Raw genomic sequence first — 24,358 nt, 5'->3', positions numbered from 1 at the left:
CCATTACCTCCAAATAACATATAAGGCTACTAGTGTGGTCACCATCCCAAGAAACCAAACTGTTTTAAAATACCATTTTCGAGTCTTGTGGTGAAAGATGATTCCTGCTAACCAGGCACCAAAACCACCACAAACAAAGGCTAAAATGAGTAAGATTTTCTCTGGGATGCGCCAAGCTCTTCTCCTTGCCTTGGATTTGTCAATAGCATAAATCAAGAAAACCATGACATTCCAAATCAAAAGGACTAGAGTAATTTTTACGTCTAACTTCATAACCTTGCAATAATAGCTTCCGTCATTTCCTTGGTCGAAGCCTGTCCTCCTATATCTCTCGTTAAAATTCCAGCTGCCAAACTTGTCTCAACAGCACGCTCGATACGCTCTGCATCCTCATAACGTCCAAAGCTGTCTCTCAGCATCATAGCCACTGATAAAATCATGGAAATAGGATTGGCAATTCCTTGACCTGCAATATCAGGTGCTGAACCGTGAATAGGTTCATAGAGACTTGGTCCATTTTCAGAATGACTGGCTGATGGCATAACTCCAAGTGTGCCAGATAGAACGCTTGATTCATCCGAGAGAATATCTCCGAAAAGATTTTCTGTCACAATAACATCAAACTTGGCAGGATTGGTAATCATAAGCATAGCAGCTGAGTCCACCAGCTGGTGCTCCAAGGTTATATCTGGGAAATCCTGCGCGACTTCCTCAGCTACTTTCCGCCAGAGTTTTGAGGTCGCTAGAACATTTTGCTTATCGATACTAGTAACGATTTTTCTGCGATTTCTTGCAATTTGAAAGGCTTTGCGAATAATCCGCTCCACTTCCTCGTAGCTATAGTCGTTAATATCACGCGCTTTGCGCTCTTCAAGGATATGATCTCCAAAGTAAATACCGCCTGTCAACTCACGCACCACGACAAAGTCTACACCAGCAATTCGTTCTGGTTTTAGTGGTGACAAATGCTTGAGACTGTCAAAGATTTTTACAGGGCGAATATTAGCGTAAAGATTGAGTTCCTTACGGAGAGCAAGCAAGCCTTGTTCAGGCCGAACCGCTGCTCCATCATACTGAGGACTACCGATAGCCGCTAGGAGAATGGCATCTGCTTCTCTACATGCTTTGAGGGTTTCACTAGGTAAAGGATGGCCTGCTGCATCAATTCCTGCACCTCCAAAAGGTCGTTTGTCTATTTCATAGTCAAAGCCTGTTTTTTCAGCTAGAGCTTCCAGAACCTCTAACCCAGCCACCATGATTTCTGGGCCGATTCCATCCCCTGCTAAAGCTACTATTTTCTTTGTCATAGTATTCTCTCCTTTACACACTAGGCATATCGCGATAGGAAACGCTACGTCCCATCTCACCCGAATTCTCTTTTTGAACAAAGGTATTAGCATTGATGTAGGCAATAGCCGAAGCCTTCAACACATCGAAATCGAGACCTGCTGCATTAAAGATGGTTTCTGTATCTCTGTTTTCCACAGTGACCAAAACCCGAGCTTGGGCATCAATTCCATCTGTCACAGCATCAATGGTATAGGACACCAAGCGGACGGATTGGTTAAAGAACTTATCGATAGCGTTAAAGATCGCTTCAACAGAACCTTGCCCTGTCGCATTAAATTCGACCTTCTCACCATCCATATTAGCTAGGCTAACGAGCGCTTCGATGTCATTATCCGCATGAGTTTGCAGTTGTAAATCATCAAAGTGGAAGCCTTCTGGATTTTCAACCATGGTTCCAGCTACCAGAGCACGAATATCTGCATCTGTGATTTCTTGCTTCTTGTCCGCTAACGCCTTGAACTTAGCAAAGAGTGGCTTGATATCCTCTTCTGTAAAATCTAGCGCCAATTCTCTTAGTTTCTCGACAAAGGCATGGCGTCCTGACAATTTTCCAAGTGGAAGGCTATTACTCTTGACACCGACCAATTCAGGAGTGATGATTTCATAGGTAAGAGGATTTTTAAGGACTCCGTCTTGGTGAATACCAGATTCGTGAGAAAAGGCATTGCCACCAACCACAGCCTTATTTTTAGGAACTGGAATTCCTGAGAAGCGAGAAACCATTTCTGACGTATTGATGGTCTCATTTAGGACAATGCTTGTCTCTGCTTGATAGTAATCTTGGCGAATATTGAGCGCCACTGCTATTTCTTCCAAAGCAGCATTGCCAGCTCGCTCCCCAATACCGTTGATAGTCCCTTCGACACGTCCTGCCCCATTCTTGACAGCAGCAAGGCTATTAGCCACTGCCATTCCGAGGTCATCATGACAGTGAGGTGAATAGATAATCTGACGATCTGTCTTGACATTCTCAATCAAGTATTTGAAGATAGCTCCATATTCCTCTGGTGTAGTAAATCCTACCGTATCAGGGATATTGATATAAGACGCACCTGCATCAACCGCTGTTTGAACAACTTGCAGAAGGAAATCCAACTCTGTTCTGGTCGCATCCTCTGGAGAGAACTCGACAACCTCAAACTTAGAACAGGCATAGGAAACATGCTCACTAATTGCTTCCAAAATCTCTTCCTTGCTCTTATTGAGCTTATACTTACGATGAATCGGACTGGTAGCAATAAAAACGTGAACTTGTGGATACTTGGCGTCCTTGAGGGCCTCATAACAAGCATCAATATCAGACTTGACAGAGCGTGCCAAACCAGTTATCGCTGTTTTCTTTAAGACCTTAGCAATCTCCTGAACTGCCGTAAATGAGTCTGGACTAGCCGCTGGAAAACCAGCTTCTATGGCTGAAATACCCCATTTCTCCAGCTGCCTTGCAATGGCAAGTTTTTCCTTGATTGAAAAGTTAACACCAGGTGTCTGTTCTCCATCCCGAAGGCTGGTATCTAGAAATTCAACTGTTCTCATAAAGATTTCCCCTTTTCCAAATGTGGTTTTTAAAAAAACATCTCGCTTAGAAATCCAAGCGAGATGTTGATTCACTCCCGCTTGGTAAGCCAAACAGGACTAATGCTTTTTGCACTAGCCCGAGTACCTCAACAACAAAGCGAATTGATTAAACTTAGCTGTTTTCATGTTTGACTTTCTCCTTCGTTTGATATCTTGTTTAGTATTTTAGCATAGGCAAAAGTACTTGTCAAGAAAAAATCCAATATTTTCTGAAAATTTCTTCAGTAGAGAATATTTTGCTAATTGAAAGTTCTTGAAAAATCTTGAAATGTTTCATTTTTTAGTGGTTAAATTCCAGCTTCTTTCTATAAATTCCAGTACTTCTTCATCTGATAAAGTATCATCAAGCGCCACACTAATCCAGTAACGTTTATTCATATGAAAAGCTGGATAAATGCCCTTTTTTGAAAGTAAATCAGCTACTTGGTCATGTTTGAGGTTGACTGCTTCCACTAGGTCTTCTCTGCCCTTTTCCAGCTTATCCCAAGAGATTTTCATCAAGACGGCATACCACTTTTTATTGCCTTCGTGTCTTAACACTGCCGTATCAGGCGATTTCTCCCACAAATACTCCAACTGATTACCATACTGTTCCTGAACTTGAGTCATGATTCGCTTAGTCTGAGGGCAAATAAAATCCTGTACCTCAAAACAAGCCTTCCGAATCTGGTAAAGAATCTCCAAACAAGCCTCACGGACACTTGCAACAAAACTTCCTTTAAAACTTTCCATATGGACTTGAGGATAGAGATCACCAGTCTCCTGGTCAAAGACTTGAAAACTCACATTATCAGCAGTGATGGATACAGTCATGACAAAGTCACCCAGCAAAATCTCGCAACTATAGGTCCAGACTCCCGCATTTTCTACAAAACCATAATCATGAGCCTTTTCTTGATTCAATTGATAGGATTTAAAAATTTCAAACATAAGTGAAAACTGCTACCAAAAGCTAGCAGTTCCTTTCTATTTTTTAAAAGACAACCTTGGTTCCATGCAATTGTGTCACACCTAGCTGGTCGATAAAGGTTTGACGGTTGTCAAGGTCAATCCCCCCACCTGGTAGAATTTCAATCTTACCTTTAGCATGTTCCAAAATTCTGTGATAGTGAGCAAAGCGTTTCTCTAGCGAGTCTCCAGACACACCCGCACGAGTCAGGATTCGAGTGATTCCAGCTTGACTGAGCCAGTCAATAGCTTCCAGTTGATCTTCATCGCTCAATTCATCAAAGGCCATGTGGAAGACAATTTCCATTCCTTTTGATGCAGCAATTAACTTTTCAAGATTAGGCTTATCCAACTTCTTATCAGCAGTTAAAGCCCCAAATACAACCCCTTGACTTCCAGTCTGAGCAGTCAACCGAATGTCTTCTAGCATAATTGCAATTTCTAGTTCATTATAGACAAAGTCACCACCACGTGGACGAATCATGGTCATGATGGTCGTATCGTAGTTAGCTGCCAATTCAACCGCTGCCTTGGTCACTCCATAGCTTGGTGTTGTTCCTCCCACTGCTAGATTATCACAGAGTTCGATTCGACGAGCTCCAGCCTGTATCGCTTTTTCAAGCAAGGTCACATTTTCAGCACAAAATTCGTAAATCATTTGATTCTCCTTGAAGATTACTTTAAATTTATTATATCATATTGTTGTGGATATGCTTTCAATTTTATCAAGGCAAATAACTACTATTTTAACTATTCTTTGTCTGGAATGACCTTGAAGAGATAATAGGTGATAAAGATGGTCAAAGCACCCAGACCGATTTTGACTGGTAAAAGAGGTGCAAAATAAATGGAAATTCCCATCAAGATGTAGATAGAGACAATAATCTTTTTTTTACGTTCACGCGCGATAGACTTAGTCTCCCGAAAATCAGCTACATATGTTTGATAGAGCTTGGTATGATAAAGCCAATCTTCGAAGCGCTTGGAACTTCTAGAGAAACAAGCAATAGACAACAAAAGAAAAGGCGTTGTGGGCAACAAGGGTAAAACTACCCCAACAATAGCCAAGGCTAGTGATAAAAAACCAATTATTAGATAGATAAGACGCATAACTTCTCCTAGTTAATACTCTTCGAAAATCTCTTCAAACCGCGTCAACGTCGCCTTGACGTAGGTATGGTTCCTGACTTCGTCAGTCTTATCTGCAACCTCAAAGCAGTGCTTTGAGCAACCTGCGGCTAGTTTCCTAGTTTGTTCTTTGATTTTCATTGAGTATAAAATAATCTTCTTCTAGTTTCGCATACAATGATGAATTTTGTCAAGTTCTAACCAAAAGAGCCTGAAATTAACTTTCAGGACACTCCTCTTATTTAATCTTTTCTTCCTCGTAGTCGCCTTTGCTACAAACAACCTGCTTGCCACCACCGCGGACTTTTTTCTCCATGAGGAAGTTGCCACATTTTGGACAGTCACGACCAACAGGCTTGTCCCAAGAGGTAAATTCACATTCTGGATAGCGATTGCAACCATAGAAGAGGCGGTTACGTTTGGTTTTACGCTCAATGATTTGTCCCTGATGACAACTTGGACACTCAACACCAATCTCTTTCACAATTGCTTGGGTATGACGGCAATCTGGGAAATTGCTACAAGCGTAGAACTTACCAAAACGACCAAGTTTAATGACCATTGGACTGCCACACACTTCACAGTCAAATCCAGCTGGTTCATCCTTGATTTGGATTTTCTCCATTTCTTCTTCAGCCTTTGCGACTTCTTTAGAGAATGGTTTGTAAAAGGCGTCAATAACGCGTTGCCACTGCTCTTTTCCGACCTCGACATCATCCAGTTTACCTTCCATTTCAGCTGTGAAGGTCACGTTTACGATATCTGGGAAATATTCAACGATGAGCTTGTTGACAATTTCTCCCAGCTCTGTCGGTTCAAAACGTTTGGCTACAAGGCGAACATAATAACGTTTCTGAATGGTTTCAATGGTAGGTGCGTAGGTTGACGGACGTCCAACCCCATTTTCCTCCAAGGTCTTGATCAGTGTCGCTTCAGAATAGCGAGCAGGCGGTTGAGTGAAATGTTGCTCTGGTTTGCTATTGACCTGTTTGACCACATCTCCAACAGCCATATCTGGTAACATCTTATTCTTGTCAGAATCATTGTAAATGGCAAGATAACCATCAAACTTAACCTGACTACCATTAGCAGCAAATTGAACCCCATTTTGAGACAATTTAACAGCCATGGTATCAAAGACAGCAGCTGTCATCTGGCTAGCCACAAAACGATTCCAAATAAGAGTATAAAGCTTGAGTTGATCCTTGTCCAGATACTTAGCGATGCTTTCAGGTGTATTAAAAACGCTAGACGGGCGAATAGCCTCATGGGCATCCTGAGCACCTGATGCATTTTTGACCTTGCTACCATGCTTAGAATACTTGCTACCAAAACGGTCCGTAATGAAACTTGCTGCTTCATTTTGCGCTACAGGACTGATACGAGTCGAATCGGTACGCATATAGGTAATCAAACCTTGAACACCAGAACCGATATTAATTCCTTCATAGAGCTGTTGGGCAACCATCATGGTTTTTCGAGTACGGAAATTGATTTTATTGGCCGCATCCATCTGCATAGATGAAGTGGTATAGGGTAAAGGAGCATTGCGTTTGCGCTCTTTCTTATCCACCTGATCCACTGAAAAGTCTTTATTAGTCAGACGAGACAAGACTTCCTTGACCTCATCATTGCTAGTCAGTTTCAGTTTTTTACCATCCACTCCATAGAAGGAAGCCTGAAATTGCTTGGTTCCCTTTTTAAAGACACCATCAATTGTCCAGTATTCTTCTGGCTGAAAGGCGTTGATTTCATTCTCACGATCAATGATTAACTTAAGCGCAATAGACTGAACGCGACCTGCTGACAAGCCCTTCTTGACCTTCTTCCACAAAATAGGCGAAATCGAATACCCTACCAAGCGGTCCAGGACACGGCGTGCCTGTTGAGCATCGACCAAGTCCATATCAATCTTACGAGGTTCTTTAAAAGCATTTTTGACCGCATCCTTAGTGATTTCATTGAAGACCACACGGTTGGCATCATTTTCATCCAAGTTGAGAATGTGAGCCAAATGCCAAGAAATCGCTTCTCCTTCACGGTCCGGGTCACTCGCCAGAAAGACTTTATTAGCTTTTTTGGCTTCTTTTTTCAAGTCATTGATAAGAGGGCCTTTTCCTCGGATATTGATATATTGCGGTTCATAATTATTTTCAATATCGACTGACATACTGGATTTCTTCAAATCACGGATATGCCCGACACTGGCTAAAACCTTGTAGTTTCTGCCGAGATATTTTTCAATCGTCTTAGCCTTAGCAGGCGACTCCACGATTACTAGATTTTTTTTAACTGTTGATTTTTTCTTTTTTGTTGCCGTAGCCACAGTATCACACCTTTTCAAAGTAATAAACTTTATAAAGTGTAAACCATTTTGCCATAACTGTCAAGACTTAGCTCCTATATATAGAAGAAAAGTTTGTTTAGTAAGCGGACTTTCTTCTTATAGTCAATGAAAATCAAAGAGCAAACTAGGAAGCTAGCCGCAGGCTGTACTTGAGTACGGCAAGGTGAAGCTGACGTGGTTTGAATTTGATTTTCGAAGAGTATTAAAATTCAAATTCTGCAAGAACATCCTGCCCACTGGTGGCCAATTTTGCCCCTTCTTGAATCAAATGATGGCAACCGTCTGATAGTCCATCTAAAATGCTACCAGGAATAGCAAAGACATCGCGCCCTTCCTCCATTGCTCGCTCACAGGTAATGAGACTCCCCGAGCGCATCTTAGCCTCTGCTACAATCACACCACGGCAAAGTCCAGCAATGATGCGATTACGGGCAGGAAAATGAAATTTCAGAGGTTTTTCGCCAGGTCCATATTCACTAAGAACCAGATGGTCATTACCGATGTAGTCTTGCAAGCGTTTATTGGCTTTTGGATAAAATACATCTAGTCCTGTTCCAATCACTGCAATGGTTTTGCCGCCATTCTGAAGAGCTACCATATGAGCTGCTGTATCAATGCCCTTAGCTAATCCACTGACGATAACCAGTTCATTTTCCAATCCCTGAATGACTTTTTCAACTGACTTAGCTCCCTGTTTGCTACAAGCACGACTCCCCACAACTGCTACTTTAGGAAATTTCAAGAGGTCAAGATTTCCCTTGTAAAATAAAAGCACAGGTGCATCGTATATTTCACTCAAATCCCAAGGATAACAGTCATCTAAAATAGAGAAAGATGGAAATTTTTGAAACTCCTTCTCCAAATGCGCATCGTCTATCTGAAAATAACGTTCCATAAAAACGGCTGGATTTCGGCAACCTGATATATCTGCAATATCACCTAACAAAAGTTCCTGATCAACATTTTCACCGTATTCTAGGACTTTCAAAATCTGTTGATTGGTCAAACCTGATTTTTTTAACTTATAGATTTCATAGTTTGTGATTTTCATAAATATCTCCATTTCTTTTTCTACTCATCTATTTATTCGTAAAACAAATAAAAAAGAAGACCATTTGATCTTCTTTTATTTATCTTTGTTGTTTGATATTTAAAGTCTATCAACAATAAAATGCTTTTCTTTATACTTCTACTCTTCATCCATGCTCAAAACGCTGAGGAAGGCTTCTTGTGGAACTTCTACTGATCCGATAGCTTTCATACGTTTCTTACCAGCTTTTTGTTTTTCAAGGAGTTTACGTTTACGAGAAACGTCACCACCATAACATTTAGCAAGTACGTTCTTACGAAGGGCCTTGATATCAGTACGAGCCACAATCTTGTGTCCAATTGCTGCTTGGATAGGAACCTCAAATTGTTGGCGAGGAATGATTTTCTTGAGCTTATCAACGATGAGTTTCCCACGTTCGTAGGCAAAGTCCTTGTGAACGATAAAGCTGAGGGCATCCACCTTGTCTCCATTGAGAAGGATATCCATTTTCACCAGCTTAGATGGGCGATATTCTGACAATTCGTAGTCAAAACTTGCATAACCACGTGTCGAAGACTTAAGTTTATCAAAGAAGTCAAAGACGATTTCAGCCAGTGGAATTTGATAGATAACATTGACACGATTATCATCAATATAGTCCATAGTCACAAAGTCCCCACGCTTGCGCTGAGCTAGCTCCATCACTGCTCCGACAAACTCCTGTGGTACCATGATTTGCGCCTTAACATAAGGCTCTTCAATGGTCGCAATCTTGGTAGGATCTGGGAATTCAGACGGGTTGGACACATCCATAGACTCACCGTCAGTCAAATTAACCTTATAGATAACGGATGGAGCTGTCATGATGAGGTCGATGTTGAACTCACGTTCCAAACGTTCTTGGATAACATCCATATGGAGAAGTCCAAGGAAACCACAACGGAAACCAAATCCAAGTGCCTGAGATGTTTCTGGTTCAAATTGGAGACTAGCATCATTCAGTTGCAATTTTTCAAGGGCTTCACGTAGGTCATTGTACTTGTTTGACTCGATAGGATATAGCCCCGCAAAGACCATAGGATTCATCTGCTTGTAACCATGTAATGGCTCTGCCGCAGGATTGGTTGCCAAGGTAACGGTATCACCCACACGAGTATCCTGAACTGTCTTGATAGATGCAGCGATATATCCAACGTCACCAGTCGCAAGGAAATCACGACCAACTGCTTTGGGTGTAAATATACCGACTTCGGTCACATCAAAGGTCTTGCCGTTGCTCATAAGCTGAATCTTATCACCAGGTTTGACCACCCCATCCATGACACGCACTTGAAGAATAACCCCACGGTAAGCATCGTAAACCGAGTCGAAAATCAAGGCCTTAAGTGGCGCCGTCACATCACCCGTTGGTGCTGGTACTTTTTCTACAATTTGCTCTAGAATTTCTTCGATACCAATACCAGCCTTGGCAGAAGCCAAAACTGCTTCACTGGCGTCCAAACCAATCACATCTTCAATCTCTGTACGCACGCGCTCAGGATCTGCAGCTGGTAGGTCAATTTTGTTAATGACTGGCATGATTTCCAAATCATTGTCCAAGGCCAGATAAACGTTGGCAAGGGTTTGAGCCTCAATCCCTTGGGCAGCATCGACCACCAAAATCGCTCCCTCACAGGCAGCTAGCGAACGTGACACTTCATAGGTAAAGTCTACGTGCCCCGGCGTGTCAATCAAGTGGAAAATATAAGTTTCCCCATCTTTTGCAGTATAATTCAGCTCGATAGCATTGAGTTTAATGGTAATCCCACGTTCACGCTCAAGGTCCATACTATCCAGAAGTTGGGCCTGCATTTCACGACTAGATACTGTCTCTGTCTTTTCCAAAATGCGGTCTGCTAAAGTTGATTTCCCGTGGTCAATATGGGCGATAATAGAGAAGTTCCGGATCTTCTCCTGTCGTTTTTTCAATTCTTCTAAGTTCATGATTCTCTTCCTTTCAGGGTATCTATTTATTATAAATTGTTTTTGACATTTTGACAAGACCATACCCTGTTAGGAGTACTAATCTTCAGCGACAAAGCCGTCATTTTCGATAAAGTGGTGTTCTGTCATTCCTTGGTCTGTAAAGACAATCCCGTGAAGGACACCACCATAGACAGCTCCTCCGTCCATCCCAATCTTGCCATCTTCTGTAGTCCAAAGCTCAGCTGTACCTCGATCTTGATTCAACAAACCATAAACTGGTGTGTGACCAAAGACAATAGTTTTCCCAGTATGATTTTCGGCTTCGTGGAATGGTTTTCTAAGCCAGACTTTCTTGTAATCTGTGGTTTCATGCCAGTCGTCTAAGGTCAAATCAATACCTGCGTGAACAAAGATATACTTATCTGTCTCTACCACAAACGGCATTTGACGAATAAATTCGACCAAGTCTGCCGCTTCAGTGGTAACCCGCTTGGCATCTTCTACCCCATCAACTGGTGCATCCAAGGGACGACCTAGGATAGAGTTAATGGTTGTATCTCCACCATTGCGACGATAATGGTCATAACTTTCTTCTGGGTTATCGAGCCAAGTCAGAAACATATACTCGTGGTTTCCTGACAAACAGATTGCCCCTTGATTATCGACCAAGTCCTTGACCATTTCAAGGACACGGCGACTATCTTCACCACGGTCAATCAAATCCCCTAGAAAGAGCAACTGGGTCTGACCATCCCATGTTTTGAGAAGGTCTTCCAGCATCCCAGCTTTTCCGTGAACATCTCCAATTACATAATAGTCTGTCATCTTATTTCTCCCTGTTTCTCAACAATTCTCTGGCTTGCGTCAGGGCTGCTTCCGTCACATCATCACCTGCCAACATCTTAGCAACTTCTTCCACTCGCTCTTCAACCGTCAAGAGACGAACAGTCGAAACCGTTGAATGCTCATTGCTAATCTTCTCAATAAAGAATTGATAATCCGCAATCGCAATCACTTGTGGCAAATGGGAAATAGCCAGAACCTGACCATGTTGGCCAATCTTGTGAATCTTCTGTGCAAGGGCCTGAGCTACACGGCCTGAAACTCCCGTATCCACCTCATCAAAGACAATGCTAGTCTTGCCTTCTTTACGTGAAAAGGCAGATTTAATAGCTAGCATGAGACGGGATAATTCCCCACCAGAAGCAACCTTGACCAAAGGTTTAAAGTCTTCGCCAGGGTTGGTTGAAATGTAAAACTCAACCATTTCATTTCCCTCACGACTGAATTTTCCCTTGCTAAAACGAACCTGAAACTGGGCTTTTTCCATATAAAGGTCTTGCAGTTCTTGTTTAATCTCAGCTTCAAGCTGCTGAGCCAAATCATGACGAGCAGATGCAAGCTGACCTGCCAAGTCGACAAGATTAACTTCCAATTTCTTGAGCTCTGCTTCCATGTCCTCAGACGAAAGGTTATTTCCTGTCAAGAGATTGTATTCTTCCGTAATCTTGGCAAAATAAAGCAAGACATCATCAACAGTCCCACCGTACTTACGGGTAATAGTATGAAGGAGATCCAAACGATTCTCGATCTGCATGAGACGATTACCATCAAAATCAAGGTCCTCAATGATTGCTTCCAAACGTTTGCTAATGTCTTCTAAGACATAGTATGTCTCAGACAAAGAGCTTGAAATTTCACGGTATTCAGGGTCGTACTCTTCAACACTTTCCATGTCATTCATGGCTGAACGAACATTAGCCAGACTTGAAAAATCTTCATTGTCCAACATACTGTAGGCATTGGTCAGTGTATCCGCAATGTTTTTATGGTTGAGAAGTTTCTCTCGCTCTTGATTGAGAGATAAGTCTTCACCAGCTTGCAAGTTTGCTGCCTCAATCTCTGCCATTTGAAATTCCAACATTTCAATACGAGCCTTGTGTTCCTGTTGGTTTTTCTTGACTTCCAGAACCTGCTTACGCATTTTACGATAGGCATCAAAACTCGTTTGATAGGTTTCTTTCAAGGCCCAAAAGGCTGTATCACCAAATTCATCCAACATTTGAATATGAAGTTGAGGGCGCATTAACTCTTCTTGGTCATGCTGACCATGTATATCTACAAGATGTTGCCCAATAGCACGCAAAACAGACAGATTGACCATTTGGCCATTGACACGACTAATACTACGACCATTTTGCAGAATTTCTCGACGGATGATGATTTCATCTCCCATTTCCAAACCTTGCTCATCAAAAATTTCCTGTAAAAGGCGACTATTCTCAACTGAGAAAAGACCCTCAATCTCTGCCTTTGGCGCACCGTGACGAATAACATCTGTCGTAGCACGAGCTCCCAACATCATATTCATGGCATCAATGATAATCGACTTCCCTGCACCCGTTTCACCAGTCAGGACAGTCATCCCCTTTTCAAAATTGAGGGAAATAGCCTCAATAATGGCAAAGTTTTTTATCGAAATTTCAAGTAACATATAGACCTACCAATTTTTTACTTGTTCAAAGATTTTCTCAGCTAGACTTTCACTTCTGGCAATGACTAAAATCGAGCTATCATCAGCTAAACAGCTAAAAATCTTGTCAGAAAAATTCTCGGTTAACTGAGCTTTTACAAAAGCTGTATTTCCTGGGATGACTTGGAGATTGATCATCTTATCCATCAATTCTGCCGATTCGATATTGTCTTCAGCCAGTTGCAAACTTTTCACGATTGATTTTGGCAATTCATAGACATAGGTATTGTCTCTCAAAGGAATTTTGACAATACCTAGCTCTTTGATATCTCGTGATACCGTTGCTTGAGTGGCAGTGATTCCTGCCTCTTTCAAATGTTCTACAATTTCTTCTTGCGTACCGATTTGATAATCTGTCACAAATCTTCTAATTTTTTCAAGTCTCTCTTTTTTATTCATTTTTAAATTGACTATGCGCCCTCTCTACTACTTCTTCAATTTCAGCAAGAACACAATTGTTTGCTGACTCTTCTTTTTTCAAATATGCTAAAAATTCAATATTCCCATGTCCACCTTGGATGGGAGAAAAGTCCAAACCAAGGACTGAAAAACCTTCCTCTACTGCCATAGTTGTGACAGATTCAAGAACATTCTGGTGAACCTTGGAGTCTCGAATGATTCCATTTTTCCCAATCTGCTCACGACCTGCCTCAAACTGAGGTTTGACAAGTGCTACCACCTGACCTTGATCAGCTAGCACTCGGTGCAAGGCTGGAAGAATCAGACTGAGGGAAATGAAACTCACATCAATACTGGCAAAGCTCGGTTCCTGCTCGAAATCAGTCTTTTCAGCATAGCGGAAATTGAACTGCTCCATGCTGATAACCCGTGGGTCTTGGCGTAATTTCCAAGCCAACTGATTGGTACCAACATCGACTGCAAAGACCAACTCGGCACCATTTTGCAACATGACATCGGTAAATCCTCCAGTAGAGGCCCCGATATCAATCGTTGTTGCCCCTTCCACTGACAATTCAAAGACCTGCAATGCCTTTTCCAGTTTCAAGCCACCACGGCTGACATACTTGAGTTTCTCCCCCTTGAGTTTTAGTTCGGTGTCATCTGGGATTTTCTCTCCTGGCTTGTCAAACCGCTCTCCATTCAGGACTGCTACGACTAGGCCAGCCATGACACCGCGCTTGGCTTGTTCTCGCGTTTCAAACAAGCCCTGTTTATAAGCTAGTACATCCACTCTTTCCTTAGCCATTGATTCTCAAACTTTCTACTACACTTACAATCGATCCTATATCAAAAGGGACCTGCTGAGCAATTTCCTCTAGTTTTGCATTAGCTTGATCCAAAGTCTGGTTACAAAAGGCAATAGCCTCTTCCAAGCCCAACAAGGCTGGATAGGTTGATTTTTCAGCCTGTAAATCCTTTTGGGGTGTCTTGCCGATTTCCTCAAAACTAGCTGTCACATCCAGTACGTCATCTCGAACTTGAAAAGCCAGGCCAATCAATTCACCAACAGTTTTCAGCTTCACCTGCATCTCAGGTGCCAATTCGGCTATAATAGCAGCTGCTTGAAAGGGATAAGCTAGTAGTTTTCCAGTCTTATTGGCATGAATGGTCTGAAGTTCTTCCAAAGACAAATGCTGATGTTCGCCCTCCATATCCAAAACCTGGCCTGCTACCATGCCCATACTTCCTGACGCTAGGGATAAGTTAGCAATCAAGTCCACCTTGATCTGACTTGGCAAATCTGCCTGCGCTATCAAGGCATAGGGATCGAGGAACAAAGCATCTCCAGCCAAAATTGCCATTGCTTCACCGAATTTTTTATGATTTGTCAAGCGTCCCCGACGGTAATCATCATCATCCATAGCTGGAAGATCATCATGGATCAAGCTCCCTGTATGAATCATTTCCAAGGCCGCAGCTACCTGCGCATGAGCAGGTTTGATGGCAATATGCAAGGCTTCCAGAACTTCTAACAAGAGAAAAGGTCGAATACGCTTGCCACCAGCATGAATCGAATAGAGAACAGACTCTCGCAAACTAGAGGAAAACTGCTGGTCGCCATAAAAGTCTTCCAAAGCCGACTCAACATGAGCTAATTTTTCTTGCTTTTTCATTCAAAATCACTTTCTGTTCCGTCTTCTTGCATAACCTTGACCAAGGTCTTTTCAGCCTTGTCCAGCGTCGCTTGGAGCTCTTTTGACAAGACCATGCCCTTTTGAAAGGCAGCAATCGCATCTTCCAGAGCAATTTCACCATTTTCCAAACTTTGGACAATGGTCTCCAGTTCTGCTAGATTTTCCTCAAATTTCTTTTGTTTTGACATCTTTAACCTCTAATTCTACTCGACCATCACGCATCAAAAGCGTCACTTGGTCTTTTTTCTTCAAATTTTCAACCGAATCAACTACGGACTCTTCTTTCTTGACAATAGCATAGCCACGCGCCACGATACGACTGGTATCCAACATCAGTAGGGCTTCTGATAATCTCTTGACTTCAGCAACCTTGGCATCATAAACCAGCGCCATTTGGCTACGGAGAAGCTTGTCCAACTGACCTAGACGGTCTTGATAGCGTTGGATTTTGGTAACGGGTGATAATTGTACCAGTCGATGCGTCCTTGCTTGTACTGTCTGTTTGTTATCAGAAATCCGTGTTCGCAAACTTTGTTTTAAACGCAGTTGTAATTGGTCTAGCCGTTGCAAATAGCCATCATACAAACGCTCTGGCTGTCTAAAGATAACAGACTGACTGCATTTTTTCAAAGCTTCTTGTTTCTTAGATAGGACATTTCGGACTGCTGTTGCCATCCGTTTTTCCTGATTTTGCAAATGAGCTAATAGATCCAACTTGGTCACAGGTGTTGCTAGTTCAGCTGCAGCTGTTGGCGTCGCAGCGCGTCTATCTGCCACAAAATCTGCCAAGGTCACATCCGTCTCATGCCCAACACTAGAAATGATTGGCAAGCGAGATTCAAAAATAGCCCGTACCACAATCTCTTCGTTAAAGGCCCAGAGATCCTCGATAGAACCCCCTCCACGACCAATAATCAGCAAATCCAAATCGTCACGTTGATTAGCACGCGCAATATTCCGTGCTATTTCCTCTGCTGCTCCATCTCCTTGAACCTTGGTCGGATAAAGAAGTATGTCAACACCTGGAAATCGCCTGCTGACAGTCGTGATAATATCTCGAATCACGGCTCCACTGCGACTGGTTACTACACCAATTCTCTTAGAAAATTGAGGCAGAGGTTGCTTGAACCTCTCTTGAAACAGGCCCTCTTCTGTCAATTTTTTCTTGAGTTGTTCAAACTGAATAGCAAGTGTACCAATCCCATCAGGCTCTGCCTTTTCAATGATGATGGAGTAGCTACCACTTGGTTCATAGACCTGCACACGCCCAATCACATTGATTTTCATTCCTTCTTCTAGGTCGAAACCTAATTTCTGATAAATCCCAGACCAAATAGTCGCTTGAATAACTGCATGGTCATCTTTTAGGGAGAAATATTGGTGAGTAGGTCGTTTACGAAAGTTGGAAACTTGACCAGTTAAATAGACCCGTTCCAAGTAAGGGTCTTTATCGAATTTCATTTTCAGATACTTGGTCAAAGTTGTTACCGATAAATACTTTTCCATCTCCACCTACTATTCATTTTCTTGCTCTTTCATGGGTATTATTATACCAAAAATATGCCTAAAAATCTCCATTTATGTACCATTATGAGGGAAAAATAGAAAAAGGAGGCAAGGCCTCCACATCTGATTATTTGCTGTTTCGAGCTTCTTCCAAAATCTTAGCAATCTTGGTCGTCAACAGGTCGATAGCCACTGTATTGCTGACTCCCTCAGGAATGACGATATCAGCATAACGCTTGGTTGGTTCGATAAACTGGTGGTACATAGGTTTAACCACACCTAAGTACTGGTCAATGACGCTATCAAGGCTACGGCCACGCTCTTCCATATCACGCTTGATACGACGAATAATGCGCACATCATCATCCGTATCCACAAAAATCTTGATATCCATCAAATCGCGCAGACGCTTGTCCTCCAAGACCAAAATCCCCTCAACGATAAAGACATCTTGAGGCTCTTGACGATAGGTCTTACTGCTTCGTGTATGCTCTGTATAGTCGTAGGTCGGGATGTCCACCGGACGCCCTGCCAACAATTCCTTAATCTGCTCAATCATCAAGTCTGTATCAAAGGCAAATGGATGGTCGTAGTTGGTTTTGACACGCTCTTCAAAGGTCAAATGAGACTGATCCTTGTAATATGAATCATGCTCAATCATGGAAATTTTTTCATCAGGAAAATGCGATAAAATGGCTCTTGAAACACTGGTCTTACCTCCACCAGAACCACCTGTCACTCCGATAATGATTGGTCTATTTTGCATGCTATCCTCCGTTTTTTTATCCGTCGTCTATTCTATCACATTTTTTGCAAAATTTATAGTCTGATTTGGATAGTCTAGGGGAAGAATTCCATCCCCACACTCCAGATAGATTAGCTAAAAACCTTCCTTGGTTTGTAGAGATTGTCCCGTTTTTCTAGAATGGCTAGCAATGTATCGCCTTCAAAGGCAGCTAATTCTTGTTCTGTTTGTTCGAGTTCGATAAAACGACCAAAGCGCACTTCTATAGCCTCTTCTTGAGTTAGGAAAACTTTGACAAGGTCACCTGTCCCAATCTCTAAAGGATGGAGAAAGTTCAATTGGTCAGCCTCCACTTTTCCAGCAATTTCTTCCAAGGTAAGAGCATCTTCTAGCTGTAAACCCGCTGCACTAGTCCGTGTTAAATGTGACATATGGGCAGCATAGCCAAGTTTTTCTCCCAAGTCAACCGATAAGGTACGAATATAGGTTCCCTTGCTACATTTCACACGAAAAGTAAAGCGTGCAATATGACCCTCATAAGAAATCGGACTTGTTCGCTCAAATTGATAAATAGTCACCTGACGTTCTGGGCGCTCCACTTCCTGACCAGCACGCGCATACTCATAGAGCTTGCGACCATTAACCTTAACAGCTGAATACATAGGTGGTATCTGGGTAATAGACCCAGTCAAACTAGCAATCGCTTCATCGACAAGCTTTTCATCCAAGGGCGACAAAACGGGTGTCTCAGCGACCACTTCCCCACTAGCATCCTCAGTCGTCGTGGAATAGCCCAGAGTAATCTCTCCCTCGTAGACCTTACCCTCATCCTGCATAAACTCGACCATGCGGGTCGCCTTGCCAACTGCAATGGGCAAAACACCCACTACATCCGGATCCAAGGTCCCACCATGACCAATTTTCTTGGTTCCCAAAATCTTACGCAGTTTAAAAACCGCATCATGCGAGGTCATTCCCGCTTCTTTTTTTAAGTTGATAATACCGTTCATTTGTTACTTTCTAATTCCCTTTTCACTTTACATCAACATATTCTATCTTAGACAGATTTTAAAACTATATCAGCTCATTTTTCTAAATACTTCCTAGCTTCCTGAACATAAAAGAGTTCTGGATTTTCATGGGCAATGCTTTCAAACAAACTTCGGGCACGAGCTTCATCTCCTTTTAGCTGGGCATTGAGAGCTCCGTAATAAGAAAACATGATTCGAGCTAGCTTACTTTCTGGCTCAGTAATGTCGAAGTAGTCGTTTGATTTTTTATTTAAAACAAGATCCTCTATAGCTTTTATTATGTTTATTACATTCGTCTTCCTAACAACCTGAGAATTTGTTCGAACTTTTAATGTAGCTAACATATCGATTTGGTGCGAAATTTCCTCTGTCTTATCAGCATGGATTAGAGAAAGAATCTTAAAGTAAGTTGTGGATAATTCGATTTCAAATTTCTTATTAAAATTTTTATCCTCAAAATTTATTCGTCCCAAATTATCAAGTGTTTCTTCAAACTTTCCTTGGTAGTATGACGATTGGGCAATAGCTAGTAAATAATTTGAATTATTGAACAGCTGTTGAGACTTAACGGAGTGTTCAGCTACATAACGATAATAATTTATGTGCTTTTCGAAATTAATATCTGTCAAAAAGATATTATCTACAGCTAATTTAACCAGTTTATTGTTTAATGAAAGCAATGCCTCAAACCCAAAACATACTACAGTATAAGTAATGAATTTCATAAAATTCATTTCCCCACCTTTAAATAATTCAACAACCATGCCTATAAATGATAGGCAAACTATAGGAATTAAGCAAATGTATACTATTTTTGTCAAATTATATAATTTTGAAATTTCAATTCTAGATATTTTCAACGAATAGTTATTTAATATCTCTTTCACCATTATCCTCCATTGTAGAACTTAAATATAAGAAGTCGCTCGCAATTACTAGAATCGCTATCAAAACTCCAAATACAAATGTAGATGCACTAACTGTAACACCATCAATTAAAGTACCAATAACAAAAACTGTAGCAACTACCGCTTTTAAAACCTGTTCTCCATGATATACCTTTGACAATCCAGTCTCGTTAGTAGTTTTAACTGTTGCATAATCTTATTAACCTGATTATGCTCTTTCACATAGGTGACGTACGGTAAGAACTCATATCAGTTTTATCTTCCTAAATAGCTCTTCGTTTCCTGTACATAAAGTTGTAAATATTTAATGTAGACATACGACTATTTTAAAGTTATTTCATATTTAAGGCTACTCCCCCTTCAGCGCTTCAAACTTTGCTTTCATAGTTGGATTTTTCCGGGTCAATTTTTTGACGGAAACATCTTCCAATTTATTGTTTGCAAGGCGGAGTTGGTTTTCAGATGTTGTTAGGAATTTCTTAACCTCTTCCATGCGTTTGATTGCCTTGTCGATTTCATCGATAGCTTTACCAAAGTTGATCGAAGCTGAGTTGTAGTTCTTGGCAAAGGCTAGTTTAAAGGCGTCCAAATCTTCTTCAAAATGAGTGATGTCAATATTTTGCTCCCGAATCAAAGCCAATTCTTGCTTGTATTTCAAAGAATTAAGCGCAGCATTTCGCAAGAGACCAATCAACTGGATAAAGAACTGGGGACGAACCACATACATCTTTTCATACTCATGACTGACGTCAACAATCCCTGTGTTAAAGTAATCATTATCGGCCTCAAGCATGGTCACCAAAACAGCATACTCACAGTTCTTTTCCCGACGGTCCTTATCCAATTCCTTATAAAAGTCTGCATTCTTGTGCTTCTTCTCTGTTCCGTCCGCTTCATTTTTCATCTCAAACATGATAGAAATGATTTCGACCCCATTTTCATCACATTCACGGAAGATAAAGTCACCCTTAGACCCACGCGCAGAGACCTTGTTATCCTTCTCAAAGTAGGCATTTGGAAAAGCAAAACTGCGGACCTTGTTAAACTCACTCTCTGCATAGTGTTCCAGACTTTCCCCGATAGCTTTTGTAGACTGCTGGGCTTTGAAATTCTTATAGAACTCGACCTGTTCACTCGCTGCCTTGAGCTGTGCTTCATAGTTTTGTTTAAGAGAAGCCAAAGACAACTCATTTTCTTTTTCTTGTAAAAGAAGCTGATTTTTGACCTGATCCCGTTCTTTTTCTAGGTCAGAAAGGGTCTTTTGCAGTTGATTTTCATGCTCCAAACGTAAGGTCGCCAATTGATTTTCCAAGGCCTGTACTTCCTTATCCTTAGCCAATAATGCCTGATTGCTTGTCTGTTCAACCTCTTTCTTGGCCAATTCTTTTTCTGTATCAAAATTTTGGATTTGACTCTGTAATTGAGCAATTTCTTGGTCTTTTTGAGCTAGTTTAGACTGTTGTTCATTCATGGCCTTTTGCTCAGCCAAGGCCAGTTCCTGCTTCATCCGATCATGTACTTCCTTATCAAACTCTGCTGTTCTCACTTGGGATAAAAGTTCAGCATACTGACTTTCATTTACTGTAAAGACTTCCCCACAGTTGGGGCATTTGATTTCGTTCATATCGTTCCTCTTTCTAGACTTCTTTATCCATTATATCATGCCTGAGGGAAAATCAAAAACAGTGAGTCAAAACCCACTGTTTATCTTCTTTTACTTTAAATTTTTTCCAAGGCCAAGCGCAAGTCTTCGATCAAATCATCTACATTTTCAAGACCGATTGACAAACGAATTTGGTTTGGTGTGACACCTGCTGCTTCTAGGTCTTTTTCTGACAATTGACCGTGAGTGGTTGTAGCTGGATGAACAACAAGCGATTTAGCATCTGCCACATTGGCAAGGTCAGAGAAGATTTCTAAATGATCAATTACCTTGCGTGCTTCTGCTTCCCCACCTTTGACATGGAAGGTAAAGATTGAGCCCACACCTTTTGGCAAGTATTTCTCAGCCAAGGCATGGTAAGGACTATCAGCAAGTTTTGGATAGTTGACTTTTTCTACCTTAGGATGGTTGACAAGGAAATCAACAATTTTCTCTGCATTTTGCACATGACGTTCGACACGAAGAGAAAGGGTTTCAAGTCCTTGAAGCAAGAGGAAAGCATTGAATGGTGACAAGGCTGCACCTGTATCACGAAGCAATTGGACACGGACAGCGATAATAAAGGCTGCTGCACCCACATCACGAGTATAGCTCAAATTGTGGTAGCTTGGGTCTTCCTCAACAAATTGAGGGAATTTTCCTGAAGCCGCCCAGTCAAAACGACCGCTATCGACAATCACGCCTCCAATAGTCGTACCATGCCCACCGATAAACTTAGTCGCTGAGTGAATAGCAATATCTACGCCGTGAGAAAAGACATTAATCAAGTAAGGTGTAGCAAAGGTATTGTCGGAAACAAGTGGAATCTGATGCTTATGAGCAATCTCTGCCAATTTTTCCAAATCTGGAATGTTAATCAAGGGGTTGCCCAAGGTTTCAATCAAGACAAGCTTGGTATTGTCATTGATAGCTGCTTCTACTTCATCCAAATTATCCACATCGACAAAGGTTGTTGTGATACCATAACGAGGAAGGGTTTCTTTCAAGAGATTGAAAGTCCCACCGTAAATAGTTGATGCTGCCACTACATGGTCACCTGCATGAGCAAGAGCCAAAATCGTATAAGTCACTGCAGCCATACCTGATGCTGTTGCAAGAGATCCGACACCACCTTCGAGAGCTGCAATTCTTTCTTCAAAAGCAGCCGTTGTAGGATTGGTGATACGAGTATAAATGTTCCCTGGTTTCCTCAAGGCAAACAGATCGGCACCTTCCTGCGTGTCATCAAAAACAAAAGATGTTGTTTGATAAATCGGCACTGCACGAGACTTGGTAGCTGGATCCACAACTTGACCAGCATGTAGTTGCAAAGTTTCAAATTTAAAATCACGAGTCATAGGGCGACCTCCAAATAGTTTGATTAAGGATATTGTAGCACCTTAAGGTATAGTTTACAAATATCAGTTTTCTATATTTTGATATAAGAAATAGCTATTACCTTATTTTAAAAATGAAAAAAGCACGACTCAATCGTGCTCATTTTCTTAATCTACATAAGTATCTTCATTTTTATTGAGGAAGGCATATGGAAGACCCATCAAGAGACCACCACCAATGAAGTTCCCAATGAAGGTTACACCCCAGTGACGAAGCATATTTCCAACACCGAAGTTAGCAATTGAATCAGCAGCAACACTGAATTTCACAATAGCGAAAGAAGCAAAATTCGCCGCAATGTGCTCGTTTGTTAAGAATACAAACATGTAAATTGCTGATAAAACTAGCCAAAGTTTGGCACCACCATCTTTGACCAAAACAAATGAAAGAATCGCAATATTTACGAAAATATTTGCCAAAATCGCCTCAAGCAAGATTAATTCATTTGAACGGCCTAACTTCATCTCAACAACCCCTGAGATGAAACTATCGTGTGTCAGATGTGCATAGGCTGCCGAATGAGCAAAGCCCCAACCTGCTATCAAAGCCCCGATAAGGTTGAACAAGGTACAGTAAAGTAAAATCTCAGCTGTCTTTCTCCAAGAAATTTTTTTCAAGAAACTACCAGCAGTCAAGAACATCATGTTTGATGTTACCAACTCGGCATTCAAGAAAACAATATAGGCCAAGCCCCAAGCAAAGACAAATGGGAAGAGGAAGCGTCCACTACCTGGTGCAATTTTATTAATCAAGTCAGCCCCAACCGCACCAGCAGCAGTACTGAAGGTTAAAAATGCACCTGCAAACATAGAACGAATCGCATACTTAAATTTGCTTTGACTATAAAGACTTTCCTTCTTCTTGCAAGCAAATTCAATCTTTGAGATAAATTCTGAAGAAACCATAATAAACTCCTAAAACTTTTATTTGTGATAATTATAACATAAAATCGATATAATGAAAAGCCTTTCCTAATTGTATTTTTAATAAATTTATAAATCCAGTAATCGTTTACATTGTTTGAATAACAAGCTTTTAGAATTTTTAATTATTAGAATATAAAGATTGCATGGAATAACTTTTATTCTATTTAATATATTTTGTTGTTACAATTTACAAAACGATTTTCTCTGCAAGCCTATTTTGTAAAAGAAAAAAGAGAGAATCGTTCTGACTCTCCCTGATACACTAACTCTTCTTAATCAACATATGTATCTTCATTCTTATTTAGAAAGGCATACGGTAAACCAATCAGAAGACCTCCACCTATAAAGTTAGCAATAAAGGTTACACCCCAATGTCGAAGGATATTTGGAAGATCAAAGTGAGGTACTTGATCAGCAATCATGCTGAATTTCATAATACTAAAGGAAGCAAAATTGGCAGCGATGTGCTCATTGGACAAGAAGACAAACATGGAAATAGCTGATAAAATGATCCATAGTTTGGCAGCACCGTCTTTGACTAATATAGATGAAAGAATGGCAATATTTACAAATACATTGGCAAGAATTCCCTCAAGCAGGACTAAATCACTTGGACGCGCCAATTTCTTGGCTACAAGCTTAGGAAGGAAACTATCATGGGTCAAATGCGAAAAGGCTGACGAGTTGGCAAAGGCCCATCCAGCCACCAAGGCACCAATGAGATTAAACAAAGTACAATAGAGTAAAATAATCATTGCCTTTTTCCAATCAATCTTTTTCAAAAATGCGCCTGCTGTTAAATACATCATATTGGAAGTTACCAATTCCGCATTTAGAAAGACAATATAAACCAGCCCCCAAGCAAAAACAAATGGGAACAGGAAATACCCACTACTTGGAACAATACTATTAAGTAAATCTGCACCAATAGCGCCGGCAGCTGTACTAAAGGTTAAAAAAGCACCTGCAAACATAGAACGAATTGCATACTTTAACTTACTTTGCTTGAAAAGACTTTCTTTCTTGTGGCAATAATAATCAATCTTCGAAATAAACTCTGACGAACTCATAAACGTCTCCTATTTTTTTATATTTAGTATTATAACACAAAATATTAAAATAGGTAATTGTTTTTGAAAAATGCTAGTATTTGTATTGATTTATCATTACTTAGCATGCTTATAAAGCAATATAAAAAGAACCAGTAAAATAAAATGTTTACTGATTCTT

The 24,358-nt window shown here is 41.0% G+C and carries 24 protein-coding genes; all 24 read right to left on the bottom strand.

Annotated elements, in window-relative coordinates; genetic code table 11:
* Positions 1-3 precede the first annotated feature (3 nt).
* Positions 4-273, bottom strand: coding sequence for a DUF1294 domain-containing protein (locus M594_RS04195; RefSeq protein ID WP_084924267.1), 270 nt, complete (start codon positions 271-273; stop codon positions 4-6).
* Complete coding sequence (gene leuB / locus M594_RS04190) at positions 270-1,307, bottom strand: 3-isopropylmalate dehydrogenase (protein ID WP_173876057.1); 1,038 nt, start codon at positions 1,305-1,307, stop codon at positions 270-272. The genes M594_RS04195 and leuB overlap by 4 nt, the downstream gene beginning before the upstream one ends.
* Positions 1,308-1,320: 13 nt before the next feature.
* A complete protein-coding gene (locus M594_RS04185; protein WP_173876056.1) occupies positions 1,321-2,883 on the bottom strand; it encodes a 2-isopropylmalate synthase in 1,563 nt (520 codons plus the stop codon).
* Positions 2,884-3,198: 315 nt separating this feature from the next.
* Positions 3,199-3,855: an MmcQ/YjbR family DNA-binding protein gene (locus M594_RS04180; RefSeq protein WP_125443158.1), complete on the bottom strand. Its 657-nt coding sequence runs from the start codon at positions 3,853-3,855 to the stop codon at positions 3,199-3,201.
* Positions 3,856-3,898: 43 nt separating this feature from the next.
* Positions 3,899-4,531 carry a copper homeostasis protein CutC gene (locus tag M594_RS04175; protein WP_173876055.1) on the bottom strand — a complete coding sequence of 211 codons (633 nt, stop codon included), beginning with the start codon at positions 4,529-4,531 and terminating at the stop codon, positions 3,899-3,901.
* A 92-nt stretch (positions 4,532-4,623) separates the two neighbouring features.
* Positions 4,624-4,983 carry a YbaN family protein gene (locus tag M594_RS04170; RefSeq protein ID WP_050083961.1) on the bottom strand — a complete coding sequence of 120 codons (360 nt, stop codon included), beginning with the start codon at positions 4,981-4,983 and terminating at the stop codon, positions 4,624-4,626.
* A 256-nt stretch (positions 4,984-5,239) separates the two neighbouring features.
* Positions 5,240-7,327 (bottom strand): type I DNA topoisomerase, encoded by a 2,088-nt coding sequence (topA, locus tag M594_RS04165; RefSeq protein WP_173876054.1) that lies wholly within the window; start codon positions 7,325-7,327, stop codon positions 5,240-5,242.
* Positions 7,328-7,550: 223 nt separating this feature from the next.
* Entirely contained in the window at positions 7,551-8,399 is an 849-nt protein-coding gene (gene dprA, locus M594_RS04160) for a DNA-processing protein DprA (protein ID WP_173876053.1), read from the bottom strand.
* A 138-nt stretch (positions 8,400-8,537) separates the two neighbouring features.
* Positions 8,538-10,361, bottom strand: coding sequence for a translation elongation factor 4 (gene lepA / locus M594_RS04155; protein ID WP_001047207.1), 1,824 nt, complete (start codon positions 10,359-10,361; stop codon positions 8,538-8,540).
* 78 nt (positions 10,362-10,439) lie between these two features.
* Positions 10,440-11,168 (bottom strand): metallophosphoesterase family protein, encoded by a 729-nt coding sequence (locus M594_RS04150; RefSeq protein WP_173876052.1) that lies wholly within the window; start codon positions 11,166-11,168, stop codon positions 10,440-10,442.
* A 1-nt stretch (position 11,169) separates the two neighbouring features.
* The gene (gene recN / locus M594_RS04145; RefSeq protein ID WP_173876051.1) at positions 11,170-12,837 is read right to left on the bottom strand and encodes a DNA repair protein RecN; all 1,668 of its coding nucleotides are present in this window, start codon (positions 12,835-12,837) and stop codon (positions 11,170-11,172) included.
* Positions 12,838-12,843: 6 nt separating this feature from the next.
* Positions 12,844-13,275 carry an arginine repressor gene (locus M594_RS04140; RefSeq protein WP_173876050.1) on the bottom strand — a complete coding sequence of 144 codons (432 nt, stop codon included), beginning with the start codon at positions 13,273-13,275 and terminating at the stop codon, positions 12,844-12,846.
* Complete coding sequence (locus M594_RS04135; protein WP_173876049.1) at positions 13,268-14,083, bottom strand: TlyA family RNA methyltransferase; 816 nt, start codon at positions 14,081-14,083, stop codon at positions 13,268-13,270. The genes M594_RS04140 and M594_RS04135 overlap by 8 nt, the downstream gene beginning before the upstream one ends.
* A complete protein-coding gene (locus M594_RS04130) occupies positions 14,076-14,951 on the bottom strand; it encodes a polyprenyl synthetase family protein (RefSeq protein WP_173876048.1) in 876 nt (291 codons plus the stop codon). The genes M594_RS04135 and M594_RS04130 overlap by 8 nt, the downstream gene beginning before the upstream one ends.
* Positions 14,948-15,160 carry an exodeoxyribonuclease VII small subunit gene (locus tag M594_RS04125; protein WP_000043226.1) on the bottom strand — a complete coding sequence of 71 codons (213 nt, stop codon included), beginning with the start codon at positions 15,158-15,160 and terminating at the stop codon, positions 14,948-14,950. The genes M594_RS04130 and M594_RS04125 overlap by 4 nt, the downstream gene beginning before the upstream one ends.
* A complete protein-coding gene (xseA, locus tag M594_RS04120) occupies positions 15,138-16,478 on the bottom strand; it encodes an exodeoxyribonuclease VII large subunit (protein ID WP_173876047.1) in 1,341 nt (446 codons plus the stop codon). The genes M594_RS04125 and xseA overlap by 23 nt, the downstream gene beginning before the upstream one ends.
* A gap of 127 nt (positions 16,479-16,605) precedes the next feature.
* Complete coding sequence (gene udk / locus M594_RS04115; RefSeq protein ID WP_001181376.1) at positions 16,606-17,244, bottom strand: uridine kinase; 639 nt, start codon at positions 17,242-17,244, stop codon at positions 16,606-16,608.
* A gap of 110 nt (positions 17,245-17,354) precedes the next feature.
* Entirely contained in the window at positions 17,355-18,233 is an 879-nt protein-coding gene (gene truB / locus M594_RS04110) for a tRNA pseudouridine(55) synthase TruB (protein WP_173876046.1), read from the bottom strand.
* Positions 18,234-18,307: 74 nt separating this feature from the next.
* Positions 18,308-19,144, bottom strand: a complete 837-nt coding sequence (locus tag M594_RS04105) for a hypothetical protein (protein WP_173876045.1) — start codon at positions 19,142-19,144, stop codon at positions 18,308-18,310.
* The gene (locus M594_RS04100) at positions 19,122-19,322 is read right to left on the bottom strand and encodes a hypothetical protein (protein ID WP_173876044.1); all 201 of its coding nucleotides are present in this window, start codon (positions 19,320-19,322) and stop codon (positions 19,122-19,124) included. The genes M594_RS04105 and M594_RS04100 overlap by 23 nt, the downstream gene beginning before the upstream one ends.
* Before the next feature lie 189 nt (positions 19,323-19,511).
* Entirely contained in the window at positions 19,512-20,786 is a 1,275-nt protein-coding gene (locus M594_RS04095; RefSeq protein ID WP_173876043.1) for a DUF2130 domain-containing protein, read from the bottom strand.
* A gap of 95 nt (positions 20,787-20,881) precedes the next feature.
* Positions 20,882-22,162: an O-acetylhomoserine aminocarboxypropyltransferase/cysteine synthase family protein gene (locus tag M594_RS04090; protein ID WP_173876042.1), complete on the bottom strand. Its 1,281-nt coding sequence runs from the start codon at positions 22,160-22,162 to the stop codon at positions 20,882-20,884.
* 147 nt (positions 22,163-22,309) lie between these two features.
* On the bottom strand, positions 22,310-23,107 hold the full coding sequence (locus M594_RS04085; protein ID WP_000254773.1) for a formate/nitrite transporter family protein: 798 nt from the start codon (positions 23,105-23,107) through the stop codon (positions 22,310-22,312).
* Positions 23,108-23,400: 293 nt separating this feature from the next.
* Positions 23,401-24,198 (bottom strand): formate/nitrite transporter family protein, encoded by a 798-nt coding sequence (locus tag M594_RS04080; RefSeq protein ID WP_173876041.1) that lies wholly within the window; start codon positions 24,196-24,198, stop codon positions 23,401-23,403.
* Positions 24,199-24,358: the final 160 nt, after the last annotated feature.

This window comes from Streptococcus mitis, from assembly GCF_013305725.1.
GTDB lineage: Bacteria > Bacillota > Bacilli > Lactobacillales > Streptococcaceae > Streptococcus > Streptococcus mitis_BO.
Note: the sequence above shows the minus strand (reverse complement) of the source record. Positions and strands in the feature narration are given on the sequence as shown.